Annotated in this window: 17 protein-coding genes; 7 read left to right on the top strand and 10 right to left on the bottom strand. The window is 53.7% G+C overall.

Annotated features, from left to right (window positions below):
* The first annotated feature begins 119 nt into the window (after positions 1-119).
* The gene (locus C2I18_RS18220; RefSeq protein WP_249897165.1) at positions 120-623 is read left to right on the top strand and encodes a sigma-70 family RNA polymerase sigma factor; all 504 of its coding nucleotides are present in this window, start codon (positions 120-122) and stop codon (positions 621-623) included.
* A complete protein-coding gene (locus C2I18_RS18225) occupies positions 616-1782 on the top strand; it encodes an anti-sigma factor (protein ID WP_249897166.1) in 1167 nt (388 codons plus the stop codon). Before C2I18_RS18220 ends, C2I18_RS18225 begins: the two co-directional genes overlap by 8 nt.
* Positions 1783-1835: 53 nt before the next feature.
* Here the strand turns inward: C2I18_RS18225 and ahpF are convergent, their stop codons facing one another.
* A complete protein-coding gene (gene ahpF / locus C2I18_RS18230) occupies positions 1836-3365 on the bottom strand; it encodes an alkyl hydroperoxide reductase subunit F (protein ID WP_249897167.1) in 1530 nt (509 codons plus the stop codon).
* 14 nt (positions 3366-3379) lie between these two features.
* Positions 3380-3943, bottom strand: a complete 564-nt coding sequence (ahpC, locus tag C2I18_RS18235) for an alkyl hydroperoxide reductase subunit C (protein ID WP_249897168.1) — start codon at positions 3941-3943, stop codon at positions 3380-3382.
* A gap of 385 nt (positions 3944-4328) precedes the next feature.
* Between ahpC and C2I18_RS18240 the strand changes: the two genes are divergently transcribed.
* The 3 genes from C2I18_RS18240 (at position 4329) to C2I18_RS18250 (ending at position 6146) form a co-directional block, all read left to right on the top strand.
* The gene (locus C2I18_RS18240; RefSeq protein WP_249897169.1) at positions 4329-4835 is read left to right on the top strand and encodes a metallophosphoesterase family protein; all 507 of its coding nucleotides are present in this window, start codon (positions 4329-4331) and stop codon (positions 4833-4835) included.
* 112 nt (positions 4836-4947) lie between these two features.
* Entirely contained in the window at positions 4948-5415 is a 468-nt protein-coding gene (locus tag C2I18_RS18245; protein WP_249897170.1) for a GNAT family N-acetyltransferase, read from the top strand.
* Positions 5416-5435: 20 nt separating this feature from the next.
* Entirely contained in the window at positions 5436-6146 is a 711-nt protein-coding gene (locus tag C2I18_RS18250) for an HAD family hydrolase (RefSeq protein ID WP_249897171.1), read from the top strand.
* Between the two features lie 71 nt (positions 6147-6217).
* Here the strand turns inward: C2I18_RS18250 and C2I18_RS18255 are convergent, their stop codons facing one another.
* The 7 genes from C2I18_RS18255 to C2I18_RS18285 all read right to left on the bottom strand — a co-directional run bounded on the left by C2I18_RS18255 (position 6218) and on the right by C2I18_RS18285 (position 17398).
* Positions 6218-7342: an FAD:protein FMN transferase gene (locus C2I18_RS18255; protein ID WP_249897172.1), complete on the bottom strand. Its 1125-nt coding sequence runs from the start codon at positions 7340-7342 to the stop codon at positions 6218-6220.
* A gap of 178 nt (positions 7343-7520) precedes the next feature.
* Complete coding sequence (locus tag C2I18_RS18260; RefSeq protein ID WP_249897173.1) at positions 7521-10160, bottom strand: family 16 glycosylhydrolase; 2640 nt, start codon at positions 10158-10160, stop codon at positions 7521-7523.
* A gap of 129 nt (positions 10161-10289) precedes the next feature.
* Positions 10290-11870 (bottom strand): response regulator, encoded by a 1581-nt coding sequence (locus tag C2I18_RS18265; RefSeq protein WP_249897174.1) that lies wholly within the window; start codon positions 11868-11870, stop codon positions 10290-10292.
* Positions 11871-11873: 3 nt separating this feature from the next.
* Positions 11874-13709, bottom strand: a complete 1836-nt coding sequence (locus C2I18_RS18270; RefSeq protein WP_249897175.1) for a sensor histidine kinase — start codon at positions 13707-13709, stop codon at positions 11874-11876.
* Between the two features lie 151 nt (positions 13710-13860).
* The gene (locus C2I18_RS18275; protein WP_249897176.1) at positions 13861-15534 is read right to left on the bottom strand and encodes an extracellular solute-binding protein; all 1674 of its coding nucleotides are present in this window, start codon (positions 15532-15534) and stop codon (positions 13861-13863) included.
* A gap of 43 nt (positions 15535-15577) precedes the next feature.
* Positions 15578-16462 carry a carbohydrate ABC transporter permease gene (locus tag C2I18_RS18280; protein WP_249897177.1) on the bottom strand — a complete coding sequence of 295 codons (885 nt, stop codon included), beginning with the start codon at positions 16460-16462 and terminating at the stop codon, positions 15578-15580.
* A gap of 15 nt (positions 16463-16477) precedes the next feature.
* Positions 16478-17398 carry an ABC transporter permease gene (locus tag C2I18_RS18285; protein WP_249897178.1) on the bottom strand — a complete coding sequence of 307 codons (921 nt, stop codon included), beginning with the start codon at positions 17396-17398 and terminating at the stop codon, positions 16478-16480.
* Between the two features lie 150 nt (positions 17399-17548).
* Here C2I18_RS18285 and C2I18_RS18290 point away from each other — a divergent pair, with 150 nt between their 5' ends.
* Complete coding sequence (locus tag C2I18_RS18290; RefSeq protein WP_249897179.1) at positions 17549-18292, top strand: glycoside hydrolase family 16 protein; 744 nt, start codon at positions 17549-17551, stop codon at positions 18290-18292.
* Positions 18293-18301: 9 nt separating this feature from the next.
* On the opposite strand, the gene C2I18_RS18295 is transcribed toward C2I18_RS18290, so the two are convergent.
* Positions 18302-19594, bottom strand: a complete 1293-nt coding sequence (locus C2I18_RS18295; RefSeq protein WP_249897180.1) for an MFS transporter — start codon at positions 19592-19594, stop codon at positions 18302-18304.
* A gap of 198 nt (positions 19595-19792) precedes the next feature.
* Here C2I18_RS18295 and C2I18_RS18300 point away from each other — a divergent pair, with 198 nt between their 5' ends.
* A complete protein-coding gene (locus C2I18_RS18300) occupies positions 19793-22699 on the top strand; it encodes a glycoside hydrolase family 3 protein (protein ID WP_249897181.1) in 2907 nt (968 codons plus the stop codon).
* The last annotated feature ends 103 nt before the right edge of the window (positions 22700-22802 follow it).

Here is a 22802-nt window from a genome sequence, read left to right on the forward strand (position 1 = left end):
ACAGCCATGTCAGCTGCTGGACATTCAGCGGATGGCATGGCTGTTTTATTTTACATAAACTTTAGAAAATTCTGTAACCTTCCGGCAGCTGCTGCGTGGTTAGAGTAAGGGGGGAGGGAATGAAGCCGAATTCGCTGGATGATCATTACCAGAGCTATGTTCACGACATTTACCGTTATTTATATGCCCTCAGCCGCGATCATCATCTTGCCGAAGACCTGATGCAGGAGACCTTCTACCGTGCATATCTGTACCTTGAGGATTGCCGGGAAGACAGGATCAAGCCCTGGCTGTTCCGGGTTGCCTATAACGCTTTTATTGATTACACACGGAAGGCAAGCCGCAGCATTACTACAGAAGCGGGGTTCTTCAATACCCTGCCCCACCCGGAGACGACTGAATCTGTATATATGAGACGGGAACGGATGGAGGCGCTGGCTGCATCTGTCGGTGAGCTGCCGGAGGCCCAGCGGCATGCGCTGCTGCTGCATGATTTTCACGGGATGTCTTATAAGGACGCAGCGGCAATTATGGACGTGAGCCTGCCAAAATATAAAATACTGGTCTTCCGGGCGAGACAGCGGCTGCGGGAAGAGGAGCGGAGGAGGAATGGGCATGAGTGAGGAATTTAAGGAAAAGCTGCGCAAATACGGACAGGGTAGCCTGCCGGAGGATGAGCGGGAAGAAGTCGAACAGGAGCTGGAGAAGCTGGAGGCTTACCAGCTTTACTTAGACGAGCTTGTAGAGCAGGAGGATCAGCAGACTTCACAGCGTATTGCTGAAAAACCGGCTCTGATGGAGAAGAAGGAAAAACGGATTATCCGCCGGGGCAAATGGAAAGCCCGCTTTTCGAATACAATGACAGTGCTGTCAGCCTTTCTGGCTCTTACAGTTATTAGTTCAATCATCACAGCCGTTTACTACTCGACCGGAGACCGGGGGTCACGATATGGGGAGGTTCTGTCTTCGGCCATTGCCGTGTCCCGTCCTAACACAATTGTACATCTGAACTCCGATGCCAAGATCTTCTTCAAAAATGAGTATTCCGGCAGGCTCTTGAAGCAGGTCGGCAGTGAAGAAGTGGATGCGGGCAGCTACTCCACCGAGCTTCTGTTCGGGCTTGGAGGTGTAGGCCATTATAATTGGACGGATGAGCGGACCTCCATGCAGCAATATTTTTTCTATCCGCAGGACGGACAGTCCCCAGGCGTGGATGACAGCCAGGAATGGAAACGGCTGGATAAGCTCCCGGAAGGCACAGTGGCTGAAGCTTTTTTATCCCTGGACCGGCTGTATGGTACAGATGAACTCCTGAAAAAGCTGGAGCCGCTGAATCTGCTGCCCGTGTGGTTTGCTGTGGATGACGGAGAGCACACCAATGAGTTTACAGTAACTTCTCCGCTGGGTTTTCCATACCGGACGATCTGGCTTGCGGAGGAGATGACGGTTCAGCAGGTTTCTACCGAAAAAACCGGCTGGTTCAGCAGCGTTACTTCAAAATCTTCGATCTCTCCTTCGGTTGAAGAATACGGCAGCGGCAAAGTGCGGGAGGAGAATTTCCTCCGGAAGCTGAGGTTGATGCAGGAGTATAAGATGATTTCTTCAAATGCGGCCCCTTTTATAAAAGTGGATCAATCGTTAGATTACGTGGAGGAGCATGGTATTCAACTGTACGGAGCTGTTATTACGGGACCGGTTAAGGAGCTGCTGAAGCTGAAGGAAACGCCATGGATCAGCAATATCCGAATCGGGGAAGTGCGGCTGTGGAATTGGAGAGGGTAAATCTTTTCAGGCCAAAAAAGACCGCTATCCCTTACCGGATAACGGTCTTAATATTAGTTGCGGATCAGATAATCAAATGCGCCCAGGGCCGCAGTGGCACCCGATCCCATGGAAATGATAATTTGCTTGTACGGGCTGTTCGTGCAGTCACCTGCAGCGAACACTCCAGGAAGGTTTGTAGCACCGTGTTTGTCGACAACAATCTCACCCATGCGGGTGCGTTCAACCGTGTCGCCTAACCAGTCAGTGTTCGGCACAAGTCCGATTTGGACAAATACGCCTTCCAGTTCAACATGCTGAACGGTTCCTGTATCGCGTTCAATGTAGGAGATACCGTTGACTTTGTCCGTACCGGTGATTTCCTTGGTTTGAACATTCTTGTGAACAGTTACGTTAGGCAGGCTGTACAGGCGTTTTTGCAGCACGGCATCAGCCTTCAGCTCCGGCATGAATTCAAGCACGGTAACATGCTTTACAATACCAGCAAGATCAATCGCCGCTTCAATACCGGAATTACCGCCACCGATAACAGCTACATGCTTGCCTGCAAATAAAGGACCATCGCAATGAGGGCAGTAAGCTACACCTTTGTTCTTGAACTCGGCTTCGCCGGGAACACCCACATTACGCCAGCGGGCACCTGTGGAGAGGATCACCGTCTTGCTCTTCAGCACAGCACCGTTCTCCAGTTCCACTTCAATGAGGTCTTTCTTCTGCAGCTGCTTGGCAACCTGCAGTTTCATGACATCAATGCCGTATTCTTTGACATGCTCTTCCAGGCTGGCTACGAGCTTAGGACCTTCAGTATATTTCACGCTGATAAAGTTCTCAATACCAACGGTATCCATAACCTGGCCGCCGAAACGTTCAGCAACGATCCCTGTGCGGATGCCTTTGCGTGCCGCATAAATCGCTGCACTGGCACCAGCCGGGCCGCCTCCGACAACAAGCACATCATAAGGCTCCTTGTCGGCAAAAGCAGAAGCATCCGGAGCCGGACCGAGCTTGGAGAGAATTTCTTCAAGGGACATACGGCCGCTGCCAAAGGATTCACCGTTCAGGAACACCGTAGGCACAGCCATGATATTCTTGCTTTCGACTTCTTCCTTGAAAGCTGCACCGTCAATCATGGTATGGGTGATACCAGGATTAAGGATACTCATCAGATTCAGCGCCTGCACAACGTCAGGACAGTTGTGGCAGCTCAGACTGATATAAGAATCAAAGTGATATTCACCGCTGATGCTCTTGATCTGGTCAATGACATCCTGCTCCACCTTCGGTGCTCTTCCGCTGACCTGCAGCAGAACGAGCACGAGGGAAGTGAATTCGTGGCCCAGAGGAATGCCGGCAAAAGTTACTCCGGTATCCTCGTTCACACGGTTCACGCTGAAGCTTGGCGTTTTGGGCAGCTGTGTTTTTTCAACTTTAATTCTGGAGGACATAGTAGCCAATTCATCCACCAAGGACAGCATATCGGCAGATACCTCATCTGTCCCCGCGCTGACTTTAAGCAGCACGTCACCTTCCATAAGCTGAAGGTATTGGTTTAATTGTGATTTTATATCTGCATCCAGTATCATCGTCGGTTAACCTCTTAGATCTTTCCTACAAGATCAAGGCTTGGCTTAAGTGTTTCGGAACCTTCCTGCCATTTAGCCGGGCAAACTTCACCTGGGTTGTTGCGCACATATTGTGCCGCTTTGATCTTGTTAACGAGTGTGCTTGCATCACGGCCGATACCGCCGGCATTGATTTCAACAGTCTGGATCACGCCGTCCGGATCGATGATGAATGTACCGCGGTCTGCAAGACCGTCTTCTTCAATCAGTACATCGAAGTTACGGGAGATTGTGTGGGAAGGATCGCCGATCATGATGTAAGTAATTTTGCCGATAGCTTCCGAGCTGTCATGCCATGCTTTATGTGTAAAGTGGGTATCTGTGGAAACAGAATACACCTCAACTCCGAGTCCTTTAAGAGTCTCGTATTGGTTCTGAAGATCTTCAAGCTCTGTAGGGCAAACGAATGTGAAGTCTGCAGGATAGAAACATACTACGCTCCACTTTCCTTTGAAATCAGCTTCAGATACATCGATGAACTTACCATTTTGATATGCGGATGCTTTGAACGGCAGTACTTCTTTTCCAATTAGAGACATAATTATTTCCTCCTAGAATGTGGTTTTGTAATTGTAATAGAATTATATAATATTGCCTTGCGACAATTAATTATAATAATTCTAATTAGATATTGATTATTATTATCAGCTACTTTTGGGCTTTTGTCAAGAAGAGTCCACCCCTGAAAGTGTTAAGACTTTATGACATTGTCAGTCCCGGTTATCGTTTACTGATTGCCCTAAAAATATTCTATATGATCGGCCTGCCAGAGTCCAATTCAGCCATTAGAAATCAGGGGACGAAAGAGGACGCTTACTTGCTTCCGCCCCTTCTAAAATCGTACAATTAGCTGAAAATTACTAATGTCCATAGCTGCTTGTGTTCTTTCTCAAATAGATTAACCAGAATAGGAGCTGAAGCTTTATGAAGATCGGCGTAGTATCAGATACACATATGTCCGGCAGTGCCAAATCCCTGCCAAAGGCGCTTGTTGAGGAATTCCGGAACGTAGACCTGATTCTGCATCTGGGCGACTGGGTTGCCATGGAGATTTGTGAAATGCTGTCACAGCTGGCCCCTGTAGAGGGAATTGCCGGAAATAATGACGGGGCCGAAATCATCCGGCGCTTCGGTGAGCGCAAGCTGCTCACACTGGAGGGAGTGCGCATCGGGATGATCCATGGGCATGCCCCGTATTCGCGCAAAGGAACGGACGGCAACGCACTGCTCGCTTTTGAGGGCGAGGAAGTGGACTGCATCCTGTTCGGCCATTCGCATCAGCCGCTGATGCGCAGGGAGAACGGCATCCTGCTGTTCAATCCCGGCTCGCCCACCGACAAGCGGCGGGAGAAGCAGTATTCCTTCGGGCTGCTGGAGATCGAGGACGGAAAGGTCAGCGGCCGGCATGTCTTTTACGATTCCAAGGAGTAAGCAGATCTCCGCGAATGTATGTACAAATTATGGGTGATTCTCTCCATGGTCAGGAAGCGGCTGTTGATCTAGACTAATGGTAATATAGCCGAGGCTGAAAGGCGGAGAAGAAATGTCATACTATCGTTTGGAACGGGCAACGCTTCAGGATCTAGAGCTGATTGCCCCTTTATTTGATGAATACCGGGTGTTTTACGGTCAAGAGCCGGATTTGGAGGCTGCAGATCAGTTTTTGCGGGACCGGCTTGCTTCAGGAGAGTCTGCTGTGTTTATGGCGGTGACGGGCGAAGGAGAAGGAAGGCGTGCCGGAGGTTTTGCCCAGCTGTACCCGTCCTTCTCCTCGGTAACGGTTCAGCGGCTCTGGATATTGAATGATCTTTATGTATGCTCCGGAGAACGCCGGCAGGGATTGGGCAGATTGCTGCTGGAAGGTGCCGGGGAATTTGCAAGGTTCACCGGGGCCAAAGGAGTGACGCTGACTACAGCGGCCGGCAATACGGAAGCACAGCGCCTGTATGAATCGCAAGGATACGTCCGTGACGATACCTTTTATACGTATGATTTATTTTTTGGACAGTAAGCAGAGTTAGGAGTGTTGAAGTGGATACAAGCGGTAAGCTGGCGATATTTTTTGATCTGGATGATACGTTATACGATCACCTGGTGCCTTTCCGGGAAGCGGTGCACGAAGTGCTGGCGCTGGACGGGAGTACGCTGAATTATGCGGATTTATTCTATACGGTCAGGCATCACAGCGATTTGCTGTGGCCGAAATATTTGAACGGGGAGCTTGAGCTGGAGGAGACACGGGTGCTGCGGCTGGAGCGGGCTTTTGCCGAATATGGAATTCCCCTCAGCCGTGAGCAGGCCTCCCGGGTGCAGGCTGCCTATATTGGAAGGCAGTATACAATAGAAATGATTGAGGGTGTAGAGGAGCAGCTCCGGCGTTTTATCTCGCTTGGCCACAAGGTCGGCATCATTACCAACGGGCCAAAGGACCATCAGATGAACAAGCTGCGCGGGCTCGGCATTGACAAGCTGATTCCCGGGGAGATGATTTTTATCTCTGATGCGGTCGGTTTGGCGAAGCCGGATCCGGCTATTTTTGCCCATGTCAACAAGGTGACAGGCACGTTGCCGGAGCATTCGCTCTATATCGGCGATACCTGGGATAATGATGTGGTTGGTGCTCTTTCAGCAGGATGGAAGGTATGCTGGTATAATCCCCGCGGCAGAGAGCCGGGGAAGGATCATGTTCCGGACTATACTTTTGCAAATTACAAGGAATTCAGCGGGCTTCCTCTTATTTAGGAAGGTATTATCATAGTATAAAATAAAAGCGGCGGAGCTCAGGCCCTGCCGCTTTTATGTGTAACAACAGACTATTCAGCAAAGGAATAGGTAGGGTCAGTCAGCTGAAGTCTCTCTTTAATGCCGGAGGTGGCATGGATTTTGTTGTCATCGGTGATGAAGAAGGCTTCCACCTGCTCAGGCAGGGACTCCAGATACTTCATGCCTTCCTCAACTCCCATCAGGAAGACGCCTGTGGAGAGCGCATCCGCATCTGTAGCGTTCGGGCTCATGATCGTAAGGCTCTTCAGCCCGTTCTGGGAAGGAAAGCCGGTACGCGGATCAAGAATATGGTGGTACCGGACGCCATCCTGCATGAAGTAACGTTCATACACGCCGGAAGCATCAATGACTTCATCCGTAATCTTGATCGTACCGAGCTGGGTGCCCCGGTTCTTGTCAGGGTCCTGCAGGCCGATGTTCCAGGGGGATCCGTTCGGTTTATTGCCGAGCGCTATGATGCTGCTGCCGCCGAGGTTAATCATTGCGCTGTCCAGGCCCTGCTCCTTCAGGTAATCGGCAATCCGGTCAGCAGCGTAGCCTTTGCCGATCCCGCCCATGTCGAGTATCATGCCTTCTTTGGCCAGCTTTACGGACTTGGCGGCATCGTCAATAATGATATCCTTATAATTCGTCAGGCTCTTGGCTGCGTCGATGGCTCCCTGATCCGGAACCTGCTCACCGCCATTGCCAATGTTCCACAGATCGACCAGCGGTCCGATCGTCGGTTCATACAGCCCGTTCATATCCTCCGCATATTTGATCGACAGCTTGATGATATCAAGCGTTTCGTCCGAGACAACCACAGCCTCTTTGCCGGCTGCCTGGTTCACTGCGTAAATCTCGCCGTTTTCTTTGGTGCGGCTGAATTGAACGTCCATACGTTCCAGCATAGCCTGAATGTCATCCATATTCTTTTGCTCGGCGTTGTTGCCGAATACCTTGATAGTGACGACCGTATCATAAATGTAGAAGGTCTGTTCCAGGGATTTCGTTCCGTCTGTCTCCGATACTTTTGCTCCGCCGGGAGTCTCAGTGGTTGTGGTGCCTGCTTCTCCGCTGCCGCTGCTGGTCAGCTTCCAGACGCCGGCGACTGCCAGAGCAATTACGATGATAACAGCGGCCAGAATGAGCAGCATTTTTTTGTTTTTGAACATGTTCCACCATCCATAAAGTAGTTTCTTGTAATCACATACTCCCTATCATACCCCAGATAGAATGGCAATGGATACTAATTGTTATACGATTTGGTTACACCTCAGCACAAAAACCCCAGACCCGCTGTGGGCGGAGTCTGAGGTCATTGGATATATGTTTTTCTGCTGTGTGCCTGCTCTATTCCGGAACGCCTTGAGTCATTCCGTGAACATAGGTCTGCCAAGGCGTATCGAGGGCTCCTTGTCCCGGGTTATAAGTGAAAGAATATTCCACTGTATCTCCCTGCTGCAGGTTATTGACGGCATACGTGAAATTGCCGCTTCCCGAAGGAGTCATAGCGACGTTAAGCTGACCGCCGCCATTGATCTTGTAGTGCAGATCAGCGAAGGTTGCTCCGTTAACGTAGAACAGCAGATTGTTGCCGGTTTTCTTCAGGCCGCGCACGTTATCCCCGATGACTACGGTGACAGGCGGAGGCTGGATGACTGTAATTGTGCTGACGGCTGTCTTGCCGCCGTCAGCCGTCGTTGCCGTCACAGTAACTGTTCCCGTTGACAGGCCGGTTACACTGCCGTTAGAGCTGACAGAAGCAACACCGGAGTTGGACACGGACCAGCTGACCTGCTTGTTGGTGGCATTGGCGGGCGCTACGCTGGCGGTTAACTGAATGCTTTTGCCCACCTCGACCTGGGAAGCGGATGGAGAGACGGTGACGCTGCTAACCGCAACGTTTCCCGGATTGCCGGGATTTTCGCCGCCGCCGCTGCCCTCCTTATACACACGCACATAATCCACCTGCATAGTAGCCGGAATGTCGGAAGGGGCCGGGGTGAGGCCGCCGTCGAAATGGCCGCCGACAGCAAGGTTCATAATCAGGTAGAACGGCTGGTCAAACGGAGCATTCGGATTGTTAGGCGCGGCCACGGAATACCATTGCTCACGGCTGACTTTAAAGAAAAATTTGCCGTCAACATACCATTTGATATTGTCATCTTCCCAGATCATGGAGTACACGTGGTAATCGTTCGCGAATGTCTGGCCTTGCGGGAAGTGATACTCGCCGGCGATGTAGCGGTTCACCGGCCATTGGCCGCCGAAGTGGACGGCGCCGCTGGTTGTGCCGGGGAGCCGGCCTTTGGCCTCCATAATGTCGATTTCACCGGATGCGGCCCATGCGCCATAGACGGAATCTTCCGGCAGCATCCACAGGGCCGGCCAGATGCCGTTACCTGTAGGCAGCTTGGCGCGGATGTCCACCCGTCCATATTGGAGAGACATGTGATCCTTGGTATTGATTTTGCCGGAGGAATACTCTGCGTACCGGTTCGGGTCCTGCGGGAACGAGCGGTGATCGTTCAAAGCCCGGATGTTCAGCTTCCCGTCGGTTACAAATACATTCTGCGTGCTGTTCGTATAATGCTGCAGCTCCGCATTGCCCCAGCCCCAGCTGTTCGGGTCATTGCTGATATAATAGCCGGTTTCATAATTCCATTTGCTTGTATCAAGCGCGGTGCCGCTGAATTCATCCTGCCAGATGAGATTCATGCCTGAGATAGCTGGGTCAGCAGGTGTTCCAATTGTAATATCCTCCTGGTCGGATTCATCAGGACGCGGGGCATTAGGATTGCCGATAAAGGTGTAATTAACATAATTGCTGCCGACATTTCCGCCTGCCTGCCCGTTCAGCGGGTAGCCGATGCGGATTTCCATATTCTCCTGGATCGGCTGGAACCACAGTCCGTAGATGTAATCGGACCAGTAGCCCCACTGGTTGGCCGCGGACATATTGTTATAGCCGTTGCCGGAGTAGAGGAAGCCGCTCTGGGCGGAATTGCTCAGATCCACCCACTGGCCGTTCTTTTTAATCTGATACACAAACTTGCCAAGTTCGCTGCCGATCGCTGCGCTTCCGTCAATCTTGGGCAGCGGGAAGCCGATTGCGCCGCTGTTGTCCGCGGTGTAGGTGGTGTTGCTGTCATAAGCTGAGAGGACATATGAATTCCGCACAGGCTGATTAAAAGTGATGGTATAGATCAGGCTGGCGGAGGAGGTTTTGGATTCCAGCTTCACGTTGATGGACTCAGTAACGGTAAACCAGTAACCTCCGCCGCCTTCCGTGAACTGGCCGAAATTGCTGTCGTAGATCCAGCCGCTGGCCGCATTGTTGTCGATGTCGATCCATTGGCTGCTGTTGACCGGTTTGACGTAGACTTTCAAATCATGGGCCACAGCATCATAAATCAGGGCCGGATCGTTGTTGAAAATGGGGTAAGTAAAGCCTGCGCCGCCGGTAAAACCGGCTGTAAGCTGCGGCCCTTGCGTGGGTGTCATGGAGGTGATGGAGGCTGTGTTGACGTTCTGGAACACGAGGCTGTAATCCAGTGTTACACCGCTGTTCGCTTTGGAGTAGAGCCGGATGTCAGTGGTAGCGGAGAGCGTGAACCAGTAGCCGTTCGCACCGCCGTCACTCCAATGTCCCCAGTTCTGGTTATAGACATAGCCGCCGGCACTGTCAATGTCTACCCAGTTGCCATTCTTCTTCACCTGGACGCCGACGTCACCGGAAACATCATTCCAAGACGCGGCTCCCCCGTTAAAAACAGGCATAACAAAACCGTAGCTTGCCTGCCCCACCCCGGATTTGGTGATCACCGGACCGTCAGCTGCCGAGAAATAAGCCATTGAAGTAACGGTGGTACCTGCCGCCTGAGCCGTGGATGCAGGCAGCAGGCCGATCCCGGCCAGCAGCGCTACCGCGAGAAACAGACTCCATACCTTACGCCCAAATTCCATCTCCGCTTTGTGAAATCGCTTCATACTTGCCCTCCTTATAAAATAGTGTGGCACATAAGAAACCGCTTACAATGAAGTACAACTCTATTCTAGCGAATGGAAGAAAAGGGTGAAAGGTACAGTATTTTGTATAATGGTTCAATATTTTGGTTTTCATTTCAAATGGGATGCATGATTGCGGGATTCACCCTCCCGGACCTCTTTGTGGCGCATCATCTGCCTGTATTCTGTAGGCTGCATGCCCATAACTTCGCGGAAAGCGCGCGTGAAGCTTTTGTAGCTTTCATATCCGACCATGGCGGTTACTTCGACTACTTTGTATTCGGTGTCGGCCAGCAGCCGCCGGGCTTTGTCCAGCCGTACATCGCGCAGGTACTCGGCAAAGCCTTTGCCGACATTTTTTTTGAACAGGTTAGAGAAATACGCATAGTTCAGCGATACATGGTTGGAGACCATGGCGAGATCGAGCGGCTTATGGTAATTTTCGTGAATGTAACGAATGGCTTCGTTCAGGTCCTGCGAATTACGGTAGCTGCATTTGAACTCGTAGTAGAACTGGTTCAGACGCAGCAGCTGATGCTGCAGAGCCTGGATATAGTCGCGTATGCCCGGATAATCAAACAAATTGCGCAGTGATTCAATATCCAGCGCCTCTTCGCCCATGTAGGGGGAGATCACACGCTCGTATTCTTCCAGCATCTGCACTATGGCGCCGCACAGCCGCTCGGTATAACGGATAGAGTAACGCTGCAGAACGTCCTTATGAAAAAGCTCAGAAATGCCCTCTATGATTATGCCGCTGTTGCTGGTCCCGATCTGCCGGAACAATGCGTACAGCTCCTCATGGGGAAGCTGCCACTGCTGCTCCAGCCCTTCGATATGCATCGGCAGAACACAGCGGATGTCCGGAAAAAGATAGCTGCTCTTGTACAGCTCCTGTGCCTCCATATAGGCGTGGGGCAGTGCTTTCAGCCCCTGCTGCGGACCGGTCAGGACGGCTGTGGCAGGAATTTGCCCGGCCTTGAGCGCAGCGGGCAAAGCCTCCGGATCAGCGCCGGCCGGAACGGCGAGAATCAGGTGGGGACGGGACTGGAGGCGGAGACATTCCTGTCTGCCGAATATCCGGTAAGCGATGGATTCCATCGTGTGGGCGCTGCTGGCGCCGGGCAGGTTAATCCGCCGTTCCTCGCGCAGCAGGCACAGCCGGTAGCTGCTCCACAGCTCTGTGTTCCGGTGCTCGGTTTCGCCGAGCCATACCTCATCACCGGCAGCACCCTGCATATACATGGACAGCTCCTTGCGGTCCGTCTCTCTGGCGAGCAGGGATAACTGCTCAATATTGTGCGACAGCGCCTGCCGCGTCCTGATTTCCTGCCAGACATGCTCAACCGAGGTCTGCAGATCCTCACGCTTTACGGGCTTGAGCAAGTAGCCTTTGGCTCCCAGCTCAATGGCCTTCTGGGCATAAGCGAAATCCCCATATCCGCTTATAATGAGGTAATCCACAGTGAGCTGCTCTTCCCGGGTCCGGGCCATCAGGGTCAGGCCGTCCATATCCGGCATCCGGATATCAGTTATGACAAGCTGGATGCTGTGTTCGCGCAGCAGCTGCAGAGCCTCCACGCCGTTAGCCGCGGAATAAATATGCTCCGGCTGGAGCGGAAATTGGCGCAGCATGGCCTGCAGGCCGTCGCGGATGTTCTTTTGGTCGTCTACGATCAGCAGGCTGATCATGACTTACCACCCCCCAAGATTGTTTTGTTCCCATGGCAAATGTATGGTTACACAGGTAAAAGCGCCCTGTACGCTGTGAATGGTAAGCCCGCTGCCCAATCCGTAATGGAGCCGGAGCCGCTTATGGACATTTTCCAGGCCAAGCCCGTTCCTGCCCGCAGTAATCATCTTGTCGGATTCATCCGCCAGCGCCTCCTGCAGGCTGTGCAATACCGCGGGTTCAATGCCGGCTCCATCATCGCGGATGGTAATCATCAGGCTGCCGTGCTCAACCGCCACCGAAATTTGAATATGGACACTGCCGCCTGGAGGGGCCCCGTGATGTACGGCATTCTCCACAACCGGCTGCATGCACATTTTGGGAATGGGATAACGCAGAACCTCCGGCGGAAGATCCGCCGTAAGTTCACAGTCTGTGCCTTCCATAAAGTTAATGAACCCGATATAGCTCCGGATGTTATCCAGCTCCTCGCCGAGATCAACGGTATCGCTGCGCCACTGCATGCTGTACCGCAGCAGCGATCCGAGTGACACCAGTGCACCGGCAATGGCCGGCTGCTGCTGAACCTCCGCGCGCATCCGGATGGACTCCAGAGCGTTGTACAGAAAGTGGGAATTGATCTGTGAATGCAGGGAGTGCAGCTGCGCGTTTTTGGCAATGAGCTGCTTATCCACGACCTGGGTCATCAGGCGCTGGATTTCATCGAGCATATTATTGTAGCTGACGGCTACATAGTCAATTTCATCGCCGGGTTCATTTTCGCCGAGGCCCGTATCAATTTTCGCGTCCAGTTGTCCTCTGCGCACCTTGCGCATGGAGACCAGCACCATCTCCAGACGGCGGAAGATCCGCCGGGTCATATGCGACATGAGCAGCAGCATCATCAGCAGGACGCAGGAGGTAACGGTGATAACAATCAGGTACCAGCTGCGCGGCCCCTTCATCAGATCCTGGCGGGAGGTAATATCTACGATATAGGCATCCAGCGGAGCGATATAACGGTACAATGCGTAGTAGGTCTGATCGCCGGCCTCGATTTTGACGGGACTGTTCGGATGCAGTACCTCTAGCCGGCTGTGAACGCGGCTCAGGATCGTATCCAGCCCGTCCCCGGCATTCACGGCAAAGCCATGTGCGGCATTGTATACACTGCGGGAAGGATCGGTTCCGTCCATCACGACCGAGAAGAAGTCCTGCTCATGATCCTCCAGCAGATTGCTGAAAAAGACGCTGTGCCGCGCCCGGATCTCCATAATGGTCGGAAGCTTCTGCTGCTGCCCCTGAAGCCGGACCAGCCGGTAATAGGACAAAGTCTGCTCACCATCCTGAAGAGCAAATAACGAAAAGGCGGCGCCGCCTTCGTCACGCAGTGCCCTCCAGTAATCCTGCGGCCAAAACCGGCTGTAATGGTAGATCTCCGGCCAGATTTCATGCAGATTGGGATTATCGACATAAAAGCTCAGCTCGCTGATCATTTCATGGCTTTCTATAATGTTATGCATCTGCTCATACTGGTTCTGCCTGAATTTGACGAGCCGCAGGCCGTCTGACACCATATTGGAGTGGATAAAATCCACGAAGGCCTTCTGGGTCAAAGCTGTAGAGGAAGCGTTCTCAAGAATGTTCATCCGGCTGCGCAGCTGCTCGTCAAGGCGCGAGACATGGCTGCCGGCAGCGGCCATGGCATCCTTGTACAGCTGGGCTTCCTGCGTTCGGATGAAGAGGAAGGATACGACAATGGCAGGGATGGCGATCATCAGGCTGAAGGCCAGAAACAGCTTTTGCGATATACGCGAATTGCGGTAAACCTTCCGTATCCTGGTCAGCACATAGTTCATTACGCTACCCTCCCCACCCTGTAATATACCATATATTTCAAACCGGCAGGCAGGTAATCAGGCGGCAGGCCCGATCTGCTGAAATCTCTGCAAAAGCAGGGAATACCGGCCGCCGTCAAGGCAGCCGGCAATGGTTGTGCCAGTAGCGTGGTTACTCCGCCATTTTTGCTTTCCGCACATCCAGCTCAGCCTGTCGGAATTCCATCACCTGCTGGAAGCCGTAGCTGTCGCGGCGGTCGAGGAAGCTCTCAAAGATTTTGTCAAAGGCGGCTTCGTCCTTGGCCGTAACCAGCTCCGGCAGCACTTCTTCCCAGTTCTGCGAGATCCGCGCCCACGCCACAGCCGCCTCGGAATCGCCGAGCGGGTCCAGACCCTTGTAAATCCCGCTGTCAATATCCGCTTGAGCATTAGCGAAATCTTCCATTTGTTTGATAACCGGCGCTTTCTCCGGTCTCCACTGGTTGACGATAACCGGGTTGCGCATCATCCAGTACGTATCCAGGATGCCGTATTCCTTCTCCAGTCTCTCAATATCGGTACCCAGCATATCTGCGAATTCAGCCTTCAGCTGAGGCTTGCCGTCTGCCATCTCCCAGGTTTCGCCTTCCTTGCCGAGGAACAGATCGCGCTGTCCTTCTTCGCTGGCGAGGTAGGTCAGGAAGCGGATGGCCCGTTCCGGATTTTTGGTTGATTTGCTGATCATCGTTACCATCCAGCCGTCCATGTTGCCGGGGAACAGCTTCGCGCTGTCGCCTTTGCTGTTCTGGGGTCCGTCAACGGCGATATAGTAGGAATCAGGGTTGGCGCCAGATGCCAGCATCGGATTCACGGCCGTCATGCCGGTCCATTCGCGGACCATCATGAAATACCGGGCGTTATTGGTTTTCTCCTCCACCTGAGTATCGGAATCCACCAGGAAGTCGACATTAATCAGGCCGCGCTCATAAGCGGTGCGGAAGGTTTTGAGCCAGGTGAGATAATCCGGATCGGTCACGCGGTCATATACCTTGCCGTCTTTCTCATGCGGTACAGCCAGCAGGTTCTGCAGGTATTCAGTCATCCCGTACGGTACATTGCCCTGGGCGAAGAAGGGACTGATAGGCTGGCCTTTGTATTCAGGATATTTATCCTTCAGCAGCTGCAGGGCCCCGAGGAAGCCCTCCGGAGTGCTGAGATCCGGGCTGCCCATTTCCTCATACAGGTCCTTGCGGACAAGGAAAGTCTGGTTAGCCGCCGTCATCCCAGTCTCATGCATCAGGTTCGGGCTGTAGGAATCGTTCGGAACACCATAGGTATTGCCGTTCTCCTGCCGGTACCATTTGAGCGTGCCGTCGCCCGCCACTTTATAGAAGTAAGGATCATACTGGTCGGCCAGTTCGTTCAAGGCATAGACATGGTCGCCTTCCCACAGCTTTTTGACAGCGGTTTCCCACGAGCCCATCGTAATAAGGTCCGGCAGCTGGCCGGAGGTCATCATCAGCGTAATATGCTCGTTCGCCTCACCGGACGGAACCTCGAGCTTGACGTTCACGCCTGTTTTCTCCGTAATATACTTGGAATTGAGGCTTTCACCCCAGGAGTGGGCATACCAGTTGGCCCCGACGAACCAGGTCAGATCAACCGGGCTCGTATCCAGCGCCCATGCCGGCTCTTCAGGATTGAGTGCGGCTTCCTTCGGCGGCTCTTGAGCAGCCTCTGTCGGCTGTGCGCTCGGCGGGCTTGCGTTATTCCCCGGATTACCGTTACCGCTGCATGCGGCCAGGGCCACTGACAGAACCAGGAGCAGCAGAAGGGTCATGCTTTTTTTGACAGGTTGACGTTTCATGACTTGATCATCCTTTCTTGTGTGCTTGCAAATGAAATTGCTCTCAACCCTTAATGGCACCGATCATGACGCCCTTGACCAGATAACGCTGGATAAAAGGATACACCACCAGAATCGGCAGTGTCGCCACCATCATGGAGGCGAACTTGATCGAATTGCCGGGAAGCCTTGCGCCAAACTGCGCCATCGCCTGCTGCTGCATGAAGGACATGGAGTTTTCCGCGATAATTTTGTACAGCATGGTCTGCAGGGGCAGAATGTCCTGGGAGCGGATATAAATGACGCCCTGGTAATAATCGTTCCAGTGATACACGGCTGAAAACAGCGAAATCGTAGCTATAACAGCCATACTGTTAGGCAGTACAATCCGGAACAGCACCCCGTAATCCGATGCGCCGTCGACCTTGGCCGATTCCTCCAGACTGTCGGGGATGGTGCGGAAGAAGCTCATGAAGATCACCATATTAAAAAAGCTGTACATGCCGGGAATGACGAATACCCAAAAGTTATCATACAGCCCCAGCTTGGTCATCAGAATAAATGTCGGGATCAGCCCGCCTGAGAAGAGCATTGTGATCAGGGCTATTTTCATATATACCTTGCGTCCGATCAGTGTGGTTTTGCTGAGGCCGTAAGCGACTATAGCGGTAAACAGCACATGCGCCGCTGAACCGATCACCGTCCGCAGGGTGGTAATGTAGAACCCGTTCATCAGTGATTTGTCGTTAAAAACAACGCTGTAGCTGTCCATAGACATCTGCTGCGGAAACCAGTTTACCGTGCCCAGTACCGCCTGCTCCGGCGCGTTCAGCGAGTTGATCAGCACAAACCAGATCGGGTACAGCGTGATGAAGCATACCGCCAGCATCAGCAGAGTATTGCAGACCTCGAACACTCCAATGCCCCGCAGCCTTCGTCGTTGTTCCATCCGTTTCCTCCTCCTTTAAAAGATGCTGTCGCCGGTCAGTTTTTTGGATGTGTAGTTTGCCATGAGCAGCAGCCCCAGCGCTACAATCGAGCGGGCGAACAGGACCGCCGTTGAGAAGGAATGCCGTCCGGACACAAGCCCCATGTTGTAAATGTACAAATCGAGGCTTTCCGCCATCTTCATGTTCATGTTGTTTTTCAGCATAAAGATCTGCTCAAAGTTACTGCCCAGCATGCCGCTGACCGCAAGAATAAACAGGATGGCAATCGTGGGCCGGATACTCTGCACGGTAATATGCCACATGCGCTGCCAGCGCCCGGCTCCGTCCAGTTCTGCCGCTTCATACAGCCCCGGGTCAATGCCGGAAATCGCCGCGATATAGATGATGGCGCTCCAGCCTGTTTCCTTCAGCGTATCGGTAAAATAGGTGATCCACCAAAAGTATTTGGGGTCGCTGATAAACAGAATTTCCCGGTCCTGCAGCCCCAAAGTCATCATCAGCTGGTTGATTACACCGCCTTCGCCGAGCCAGTTAAGCGCAATCCCGCCAAAAATCGTCCAGGCGATAAAATGCGGCAGATAGGAGATCGTCTGAACCGTACGCTTGAAGCGGAGGCTGCGGATTTCATTAAGCAGCAGGGCGAACAGAATTGGAATGGGAAAGCCCAGCAGCAGCTTGATACTGCTCATCCCGAGTGTATTGCGGATGGAACGCCAGAACCGGTCGTCTGTAACAAAATCCTGAAAGTGCTTCAGACCGACGAACGGTGACTGCAGCACGGGCTTGGCGATACTGTAGTCCATAAAGCCGATAATGAGCCACAGCATCGGGAGATAACAAAAGATACACATCCAGATGATGCCGGGGATGACCATGCTCTGCAGCTGCCACTGCCTGAGAAGCGCTTTCATTTGTTCCGTTCTGAATTGGAACATGTGTGTTGCCCCCTTTCCATTTCATCGTAAGAAAAAAGGCTTCGGAAAAAAAGAGGCATGATTTTTGACGCTATCCCATTTTTTTGGATTCATTTGACCATGGGCTGAAAAGCATTATGCTGTGATTAAATGGAAAGGAGTGTGTCAGGGATGAGCAAGCTTGTATGGGAGCAGGATTTCGTGAACGGCGGGGGAGATCTGGGACTCTGGAATATCCGCAAAGGCAATGATCTGCTTGATCATAATGGCCGGCCCGTATATCCCGGCTGGGGGAACGGGGAGCAGCAGTTCTATACGGATAAGGAACATAACCTGTATTTCGACGGTCACGGCTTAAATCTGCGCGCCTGCCGTGAAACCGTGGTGCAGGACGGGCGGAGCTTTGCTTACACTTCGGCCCGCCTCGACACCAGGAATCATTTCTCGTTCTGCTACGGAAGGCTTGAGGTGCGTGCCAAACTCCCTGCAGGGCAGGGCCTGTGGCCCGCCGTCTGGCTGATGCCGCAGGATCAGGCCTACGGGCCTTGGCCGGCCTCGGGGGAGATCGACATGCTGGAAGCCAAAGGCCGGCTGCCCCGCAGAATCGCCGGAACACTGCACTACGGCAAGGATTTTGACAGCAAGGTAGTGGAAGAATTCACCCATGAGCTTGAGGAAGGAACCATTAACGAATTCCGTGAGTATGCCCTGGAATGGGAGCCGGGCTCTATCCGCTGGCTGGTAGACGGATACTGCTTCGCCGAACGCCGGCTGGAGAAGGGCGTCATGCCCTTTGACCAGCCCTTTTATGTGATCCTCAATCTTGCCGTCGGAGGATGGTATGACCATACGGAAATCGATGATTCTGCGCTGCCCGGAGTCATGACGGTATCGGATATCCGGCTGTACCGGTGAAGAAGTCAGTCAGCCGCCGGTAGGGCCGGAGGTGCCTGCCGATGCCGCGGACTGAAAGGACCGTAGGCCGAGCAGGCCGACAATCAGCGCCAGCAGGGTTAGGCCTGCCGCGAGCAGATACAGATTGACGATGCCGATTTGTTCAGCAAGTCCGGCCATGACCAGCAGTGAGATGCAGAACACGAGATGGAGCAGGGAGGCCTGGGCGGACAGCACCTTGGGCAGCATATCTTTGGTTACGCTGCGCTGAATCAGGGTGCGCCGGTTAATGATCGACAGCTCGGCGAACGGCCCCATCAGCAGCACAAGGATGAGTGCCAGGAAGGGCTGGGTGTTAAGCGCGTAAAGGGCGGTCAGAATGCCGTAACCGGCCATCCCGGTCAGCATGGCCGCCAGGTAGCGGCTTCCGATGGTCCGTACCAGGGCGAGCACCAGCAGTCCGCCGCTGACCGTCCCGGCAAAGTAAGCGGCATTAATAAAGCCCCACCATTCCTCGCCCTGTCCAAGCGCAGCCTGGACAAAGGCGAGTGTGAAAGCGCCGACCCATACCGACCCGCCGAGCATGTCGATCATGTCCATGAACGTAAGCAGCCGCAGGCGCGGCATCCGCCAGATCATCGTCCAGCCTTCGGTCAGGGTGTGCCAATTGGAAGGTGCCGGATTTGCCTGTTCTTGCGGCTGTGCTTCTGTCTGCTGCCGGAGGGCATGATCCTCCGGATCTGCCGGTTCCCTGACGCCCAGCGTAAAAGCCGCGGCCAGCCCGTAAATGACGGCTGTCAGCAGCAGGGTGGGACCCGCGCCCATTACAGCGACAACCATACCGCTCAGTCCCCAGCCCGCAAACTGGACGACCTGATCGCTGACGCTGATCAGGCCGTTGGCCTTGAGCAGACCCTGCTCCTGCGTGACAAGCCGCGGAATGAGCGCATTGCGCGCAGGAACCGTCCATCCGTCGAGAAAGGACATGATGAACACGAGCGTAAAAACAATAACAAGCGAAGCATCGCTTCCGTTAAGCTGGAGGTATATTGCAAGAGCTGTAAACAGCAGGAACTGGCCCGTCTGCGACAAGAGCAGCAGGAAAGTCAGCTTATAGCGGTTGATCAGCAGCGGGGCGATCAGGCCGCTCAGCATCTGCGCGCCGCTGCGCATCAGCGGCATCAGCGCTGCCGATACAAGCGAATCGGTCCGGTCCAGCACCAGCACCGTAAGGGCCATTATATAGAGGACATCCGCTGCATTCGCCGCAGTCTGGGTGGTCCACAGATAGTAGAAGGGCCGGGTTAATATTGAGGATTTCATAGGTGTTGTAATCTCCGTTTCCTGGGGCGTAAGGCGAAATATGTACATCCAATAAGAATAAGGGATGTTGGCAGGTTTTACAATTGGCGGATTCCTTATCCCTAATAGTCTATGAAAACGCATCTAATTTTCCGGGTAGCCGCCGGAGGGAAACTTAGATAGAATGACGGCAGAGGGAACCGAATAAGGAGGCTTATCATGTCTGAAACAAGCAACTATCCATTCCGCAATACTTCTCTTCCGCTGGAAGAACGGGTGAACGATCTGGTCTCCCGCTTCACACTGGAGGAAAAGGTAGGACTAATGATCCAATACCAGACGGCAGTAGACCGCCTTGGTGTGAAAGCGTATAAACATGGTACAGAAGCTGCACACGGGATGGCCTGGCTGGGTGAAGCTACGGGATATCCGCAGCCGATCGGTCTGGGATGCACCTGGGATACCGAACTTTTGCGGCGAATTGGTAGCGCTATCGGAGACGAAGCGAGAGGATTCTATAAACGCAATCCGGAGATTAATGGACTGACTTTGTGGGCGCCAACCGTCGATATGGAGCGCGATCCGCGCTGGGGACGGACCGAGGAAGCCTACGGTGAAGACCCTGTTCTTGCCGGCAAACTGGCGGCATCGTTAGTTCAGGGTATCCAGGGTGACCATCCGAAGTATTTGAAAGCGGTTGCCACGCTGAAGCATTTTATTGCAAACAATAATGAGGTCGGCCGCGGCGATCAGTCGGTCAGCATTGACCCGCGCAATATGCGCGAATACTACCTGAAGGCCTTTGAAATTCCGTTCAAAGAAGGCGGCGCCCAGTCCATGATGACGGCATACAATGCCGTTAACGGCGTGCCGGCCAACCTGATGCCGGAAGTCAATGAGATCGTCAAGCAGGAGTGGGGAATGGACGGCTTTGTGGTCAGCGATGCTTTTGACGTATCGGGTACGGTACGCGATCACGGCTATCTGGAGACACACAAGGAAGCTGTTGCCCGCTCGGTAAAAGAAGGCGGTATCGACAGCATTACAGACGACGGGGAGCTGATCAAACAGGCGCTGCGCGAAGCGCTTGACGAAGGGCTGCTGGCAGAAAGTGACCTGGATGCCGCGCTGCAGAATACATTCCGCGTACGCTTCCGTCTCGGCGAATTCGATCCGGAGGAAGATAACCCTTATGCGGCTATCGACGAGTCGGCGATCCTGGCTCCTGAGCATACCAAGCTTGCGCGTGAAGCGGCAGGCAAGTCGGTCGTGCTCTTGAAGAACAAAGGCGGCATGCTGCCGCTGCAGGCAGAGAAGCTGAACAAGGTAGCGGTAATCGGGCCGCTTGGCGGCACCGTGTACCGTGACTGGTACAGCGGTTCCATGCCGTATACAATCTCACCGCTGCAGGGAATTCAGGAAAAGCTGGAGCAGCACGGCGGACAAGCAACCTTCACCGGCGGTACAGACCGCATCAAGCTGAAGGCGAAGCGCAGCGGACGTTACGTACAGGTGCAAGAGGGCGAAGACGCTGCTCTTGCGGCAACCGGCGAAGCTGCAGATCAGGCAGCAGTATTTGAAGTGACCGATTGGGGCTGGGACAGCCATACCCTGATCTCGGAGCAGAACGGCCGTTACCTGACGACAGATGACCGGATTGTGAAGGCATCTGCCGATCAGATCTGGGAATGGTTCACGAAGGAAGTATTCCTTGTGCGTCCTGCGGAAGAAGGAACAGGTAATGTATCGTTCTCAACCTGGAACGACATCCCGGTAACGGTGAAGGCTGAAACCGGCGAACTGCTGGTCGGCAGCGGAAGTGCAGCAGAAACCGCCAACGAGATCAATGTGGCCGGTGCTGCATCTGTAGAAAGCGGCGAAGAAGAGAAGATTACCGCCGATGTCTTTGAAGTAGAGACCGTAACGGACAAATTCCAGGCTGCGAAGGAAGCGGCCGGAGCTGCGGAGCTGGCCGTTGTATTTGTCGGCAACCATCCGCTGATTAACGGCAAGGAGACGGTTGACCGTCCGGACATCACACTGCCGGAATCACAGGAGCAGCTGATCAAGGAAGTGCTGTCTGTGAACCCGAACACGATCGTAGTCGTGGTCGGCAGCTACCCTTATGCCTTGAACTGGGCAGAAGAAAATGTGCCGGCTATCGTATACACTACGCATGTCGGACAGGAGCTTGGACACGCAGTAGCGGATGTTCTTTTCGGCGATGTGAATCCGGCAGGACGCCTCAATATGACCTGGTATAAATCCGTTGACCAGCTGCCTGAATTTATGGATTATGACGTCATTAAGGGCGGCAGAACGTACCGTTATTTCGAAGGCGAAGCGCTGTATCCGTTCGGGCACGGCTTGTCTTACAGCACGTTCCGTTATGACGGGCTGAGCATGAACCGCGGGCAGGTTGTGGCCGGTGAGGACCGTGAAATCAGTCTGACGGTTACCGTGACCAATACCGGTGAGCTTGCCGGTGAAGAAGTGGTGCAGCTGTACGGGCATGCGGAGCAGTCCCGTGTGAAACGGCCGCTGAAGCAGCTGCTGGCTTTCCGGCGGGTACTGCTGCAGCCGGGCGAAACAGCCGAGGTAAGCTTTACGCTGCCGCTGTCCGAGCTGGCAATCTGGGATGTGACGCGTGAGCGCTTCTGCATCGAGAACGGCACGTTTACTTTTATGGCCGGTCCTTCATCGGCCAGCCTGCCGGTGAGCGCAGGGCTTGAGGTGCAGGGCGAAACGATCCCGCCGCGCGACCTCGCGCAGCCTGTCAAGGCGATGAACTATGACGCTTATGAAGGCGTGCTGATCGGCGAATGCCATGAAGGCGGCAGTGCCGTCCAGGTGAAGGAGCAGAGCGGCTGGATCGCCTTTGCAGACTGCGATTTCGGCGCAGGGGCAGGCACGGTGAAGCTCCGTGCAGCCAGCACTGCAGCGGCATCGGCTGAAATCCGGCTGCAAAGCCCGGACGGTCCGGTAGCGGGCAGCCTTGAGCTTGCAGCAGGCGGCGCACAGGAATGGCGCGATTATACCGCTACACTTAGCGGCGTCAGCGGACGCCAGGATGTGTACATCGTCCTGAACGGCCCGGCATCGCTGAGCACGGTTCAATTTGGATAAACAAAGAGCATGAAGAACCAGGTCCGGCCTCCTTTTAGGAGGTGCGGGCCTGGCTTTTTTTTGTGTGATGTGCGTTGCAGATATGTGAGGCATGAAGCAGACG

Source organism: Paenibacillus sp. PK3_47, assembly GCF_023520895.1.
Classification (GTDB): domain Bacteria; phylum Bacillota; class Bacilli; order Paenibacillales; family Paenibacillaceae; genus Paenibacillus_AQ.

Bases quoted from the DNA above. Each gene is read 5' to 3' on its own strand.
- C2I18_RS18220 (WP_249897165.1), top strand. From the start codon at position 120: ATGAAGCCGAATTCGCTGGATGATCATTACCAGAGCTATGTTCACGAC.
- C2I18_RS18225 (WP_249897166.1), top strand. From the start codon at position 616: ATGAGTGAGGAATTTAAGGAAAAGCTGCGCAAATACGGACAGGGTAGC.
- ahpF (WP_249897167.1), bottom strand. From the start codon at position 3,365: ATGATACTGGATGCAGATATAAAATCACAATTAAACCAATACCTTCAG.
- ahpC (WP_249897168.1), bottom strand. From the start codon at position 3,943: ATGTCTCTAATTGGAAAAGAAGTACTGCCGTTCAAAGCATCCGCATAT.
- C2I18_RS18240 (WP_249897169.1), top strand. From the start codon at position 4,329: ATGAAGATCGGCGTAGTATCAGATACACATATGTCCGGCAGTGCCAAA.
- C2I18_RS18245 (WP_249897170.1), top strand. From the start codon at position 4,948: ATGTCATACTATCGTTTGGAACGGGCAACGCTTCAGGATCTAGAGCTG.
- C2I18_RS18255 (WP_249897172.1), bottom strand. From the start codon at position 7,342: ATGTTCAAAAACAAAAAAATGCTGCTCATTCTGGCCGCTGTTATCATC.
- C2I18_RS18260 (WP_249897173.1), bottom strand. From the start codon at position 10,160: ATGAAGCGATTTCACAAAGCGGAGATGGAATTTGGGCGTAAGGTATGG.
- C2I18_RS18265 (WP_249897174.1), bottom strand. From the start codon at position 11,870: ATGATCAGCCTGCTGATCGTAGACGACCAAAAGAACATCCGCGACGGC.
- C2I18_RS18270 (WP_249897175.1), bottom strand. From the start codon at position 13,709: ATGAACTATGTGCTGACCAGGATACGGAAGGTTTACCGCAATTCGCGT.
- C2I18_RS18275 (WP_249897176.1), bottom strand. From the start codon at position 15,534: ATGAAACGTCAACCTGTCAAAAAAAGCATGACCCTTCTGCTGCTCCTG.
- C2I18_RS18280 (WP_249897177.1), bottom strand. From the start codon at position 16,462: ATGGAACAACGACGAAGGCTGCGGGGCATTGGAGTGTTCGAGGTCTGC.
- C2I18_RS18285 (WP_249897178.1), bottom strand. From the start codon at position 17,398: ATGTTCCAATTCAGAACGGAACAAATGAAAGCGCTTCTCAGGCAGTGG.
- C2I18_RS18290 (WP_249897179.1), top strand. From the start codon at position 17,549: ATGAGCAAGCTTGTATGGGAGCAGGATTTCGTGAACGGCGGGGGAGAT.
- C2I18_RS18295 (WP_249897180.1), bottom strand. From the start codon at position 19,594: ATGAAATCCTCAATATTAACCCGGCCCTTCTACTATCTGTGGACCACC.
- C2I18_RS18300 (WP_249897181.1), top strand. From the start codon at position 19,793: ATGTCTGAAACAAGCAACTATCCATTCCGCAATACTTCTCTTCCGCTG.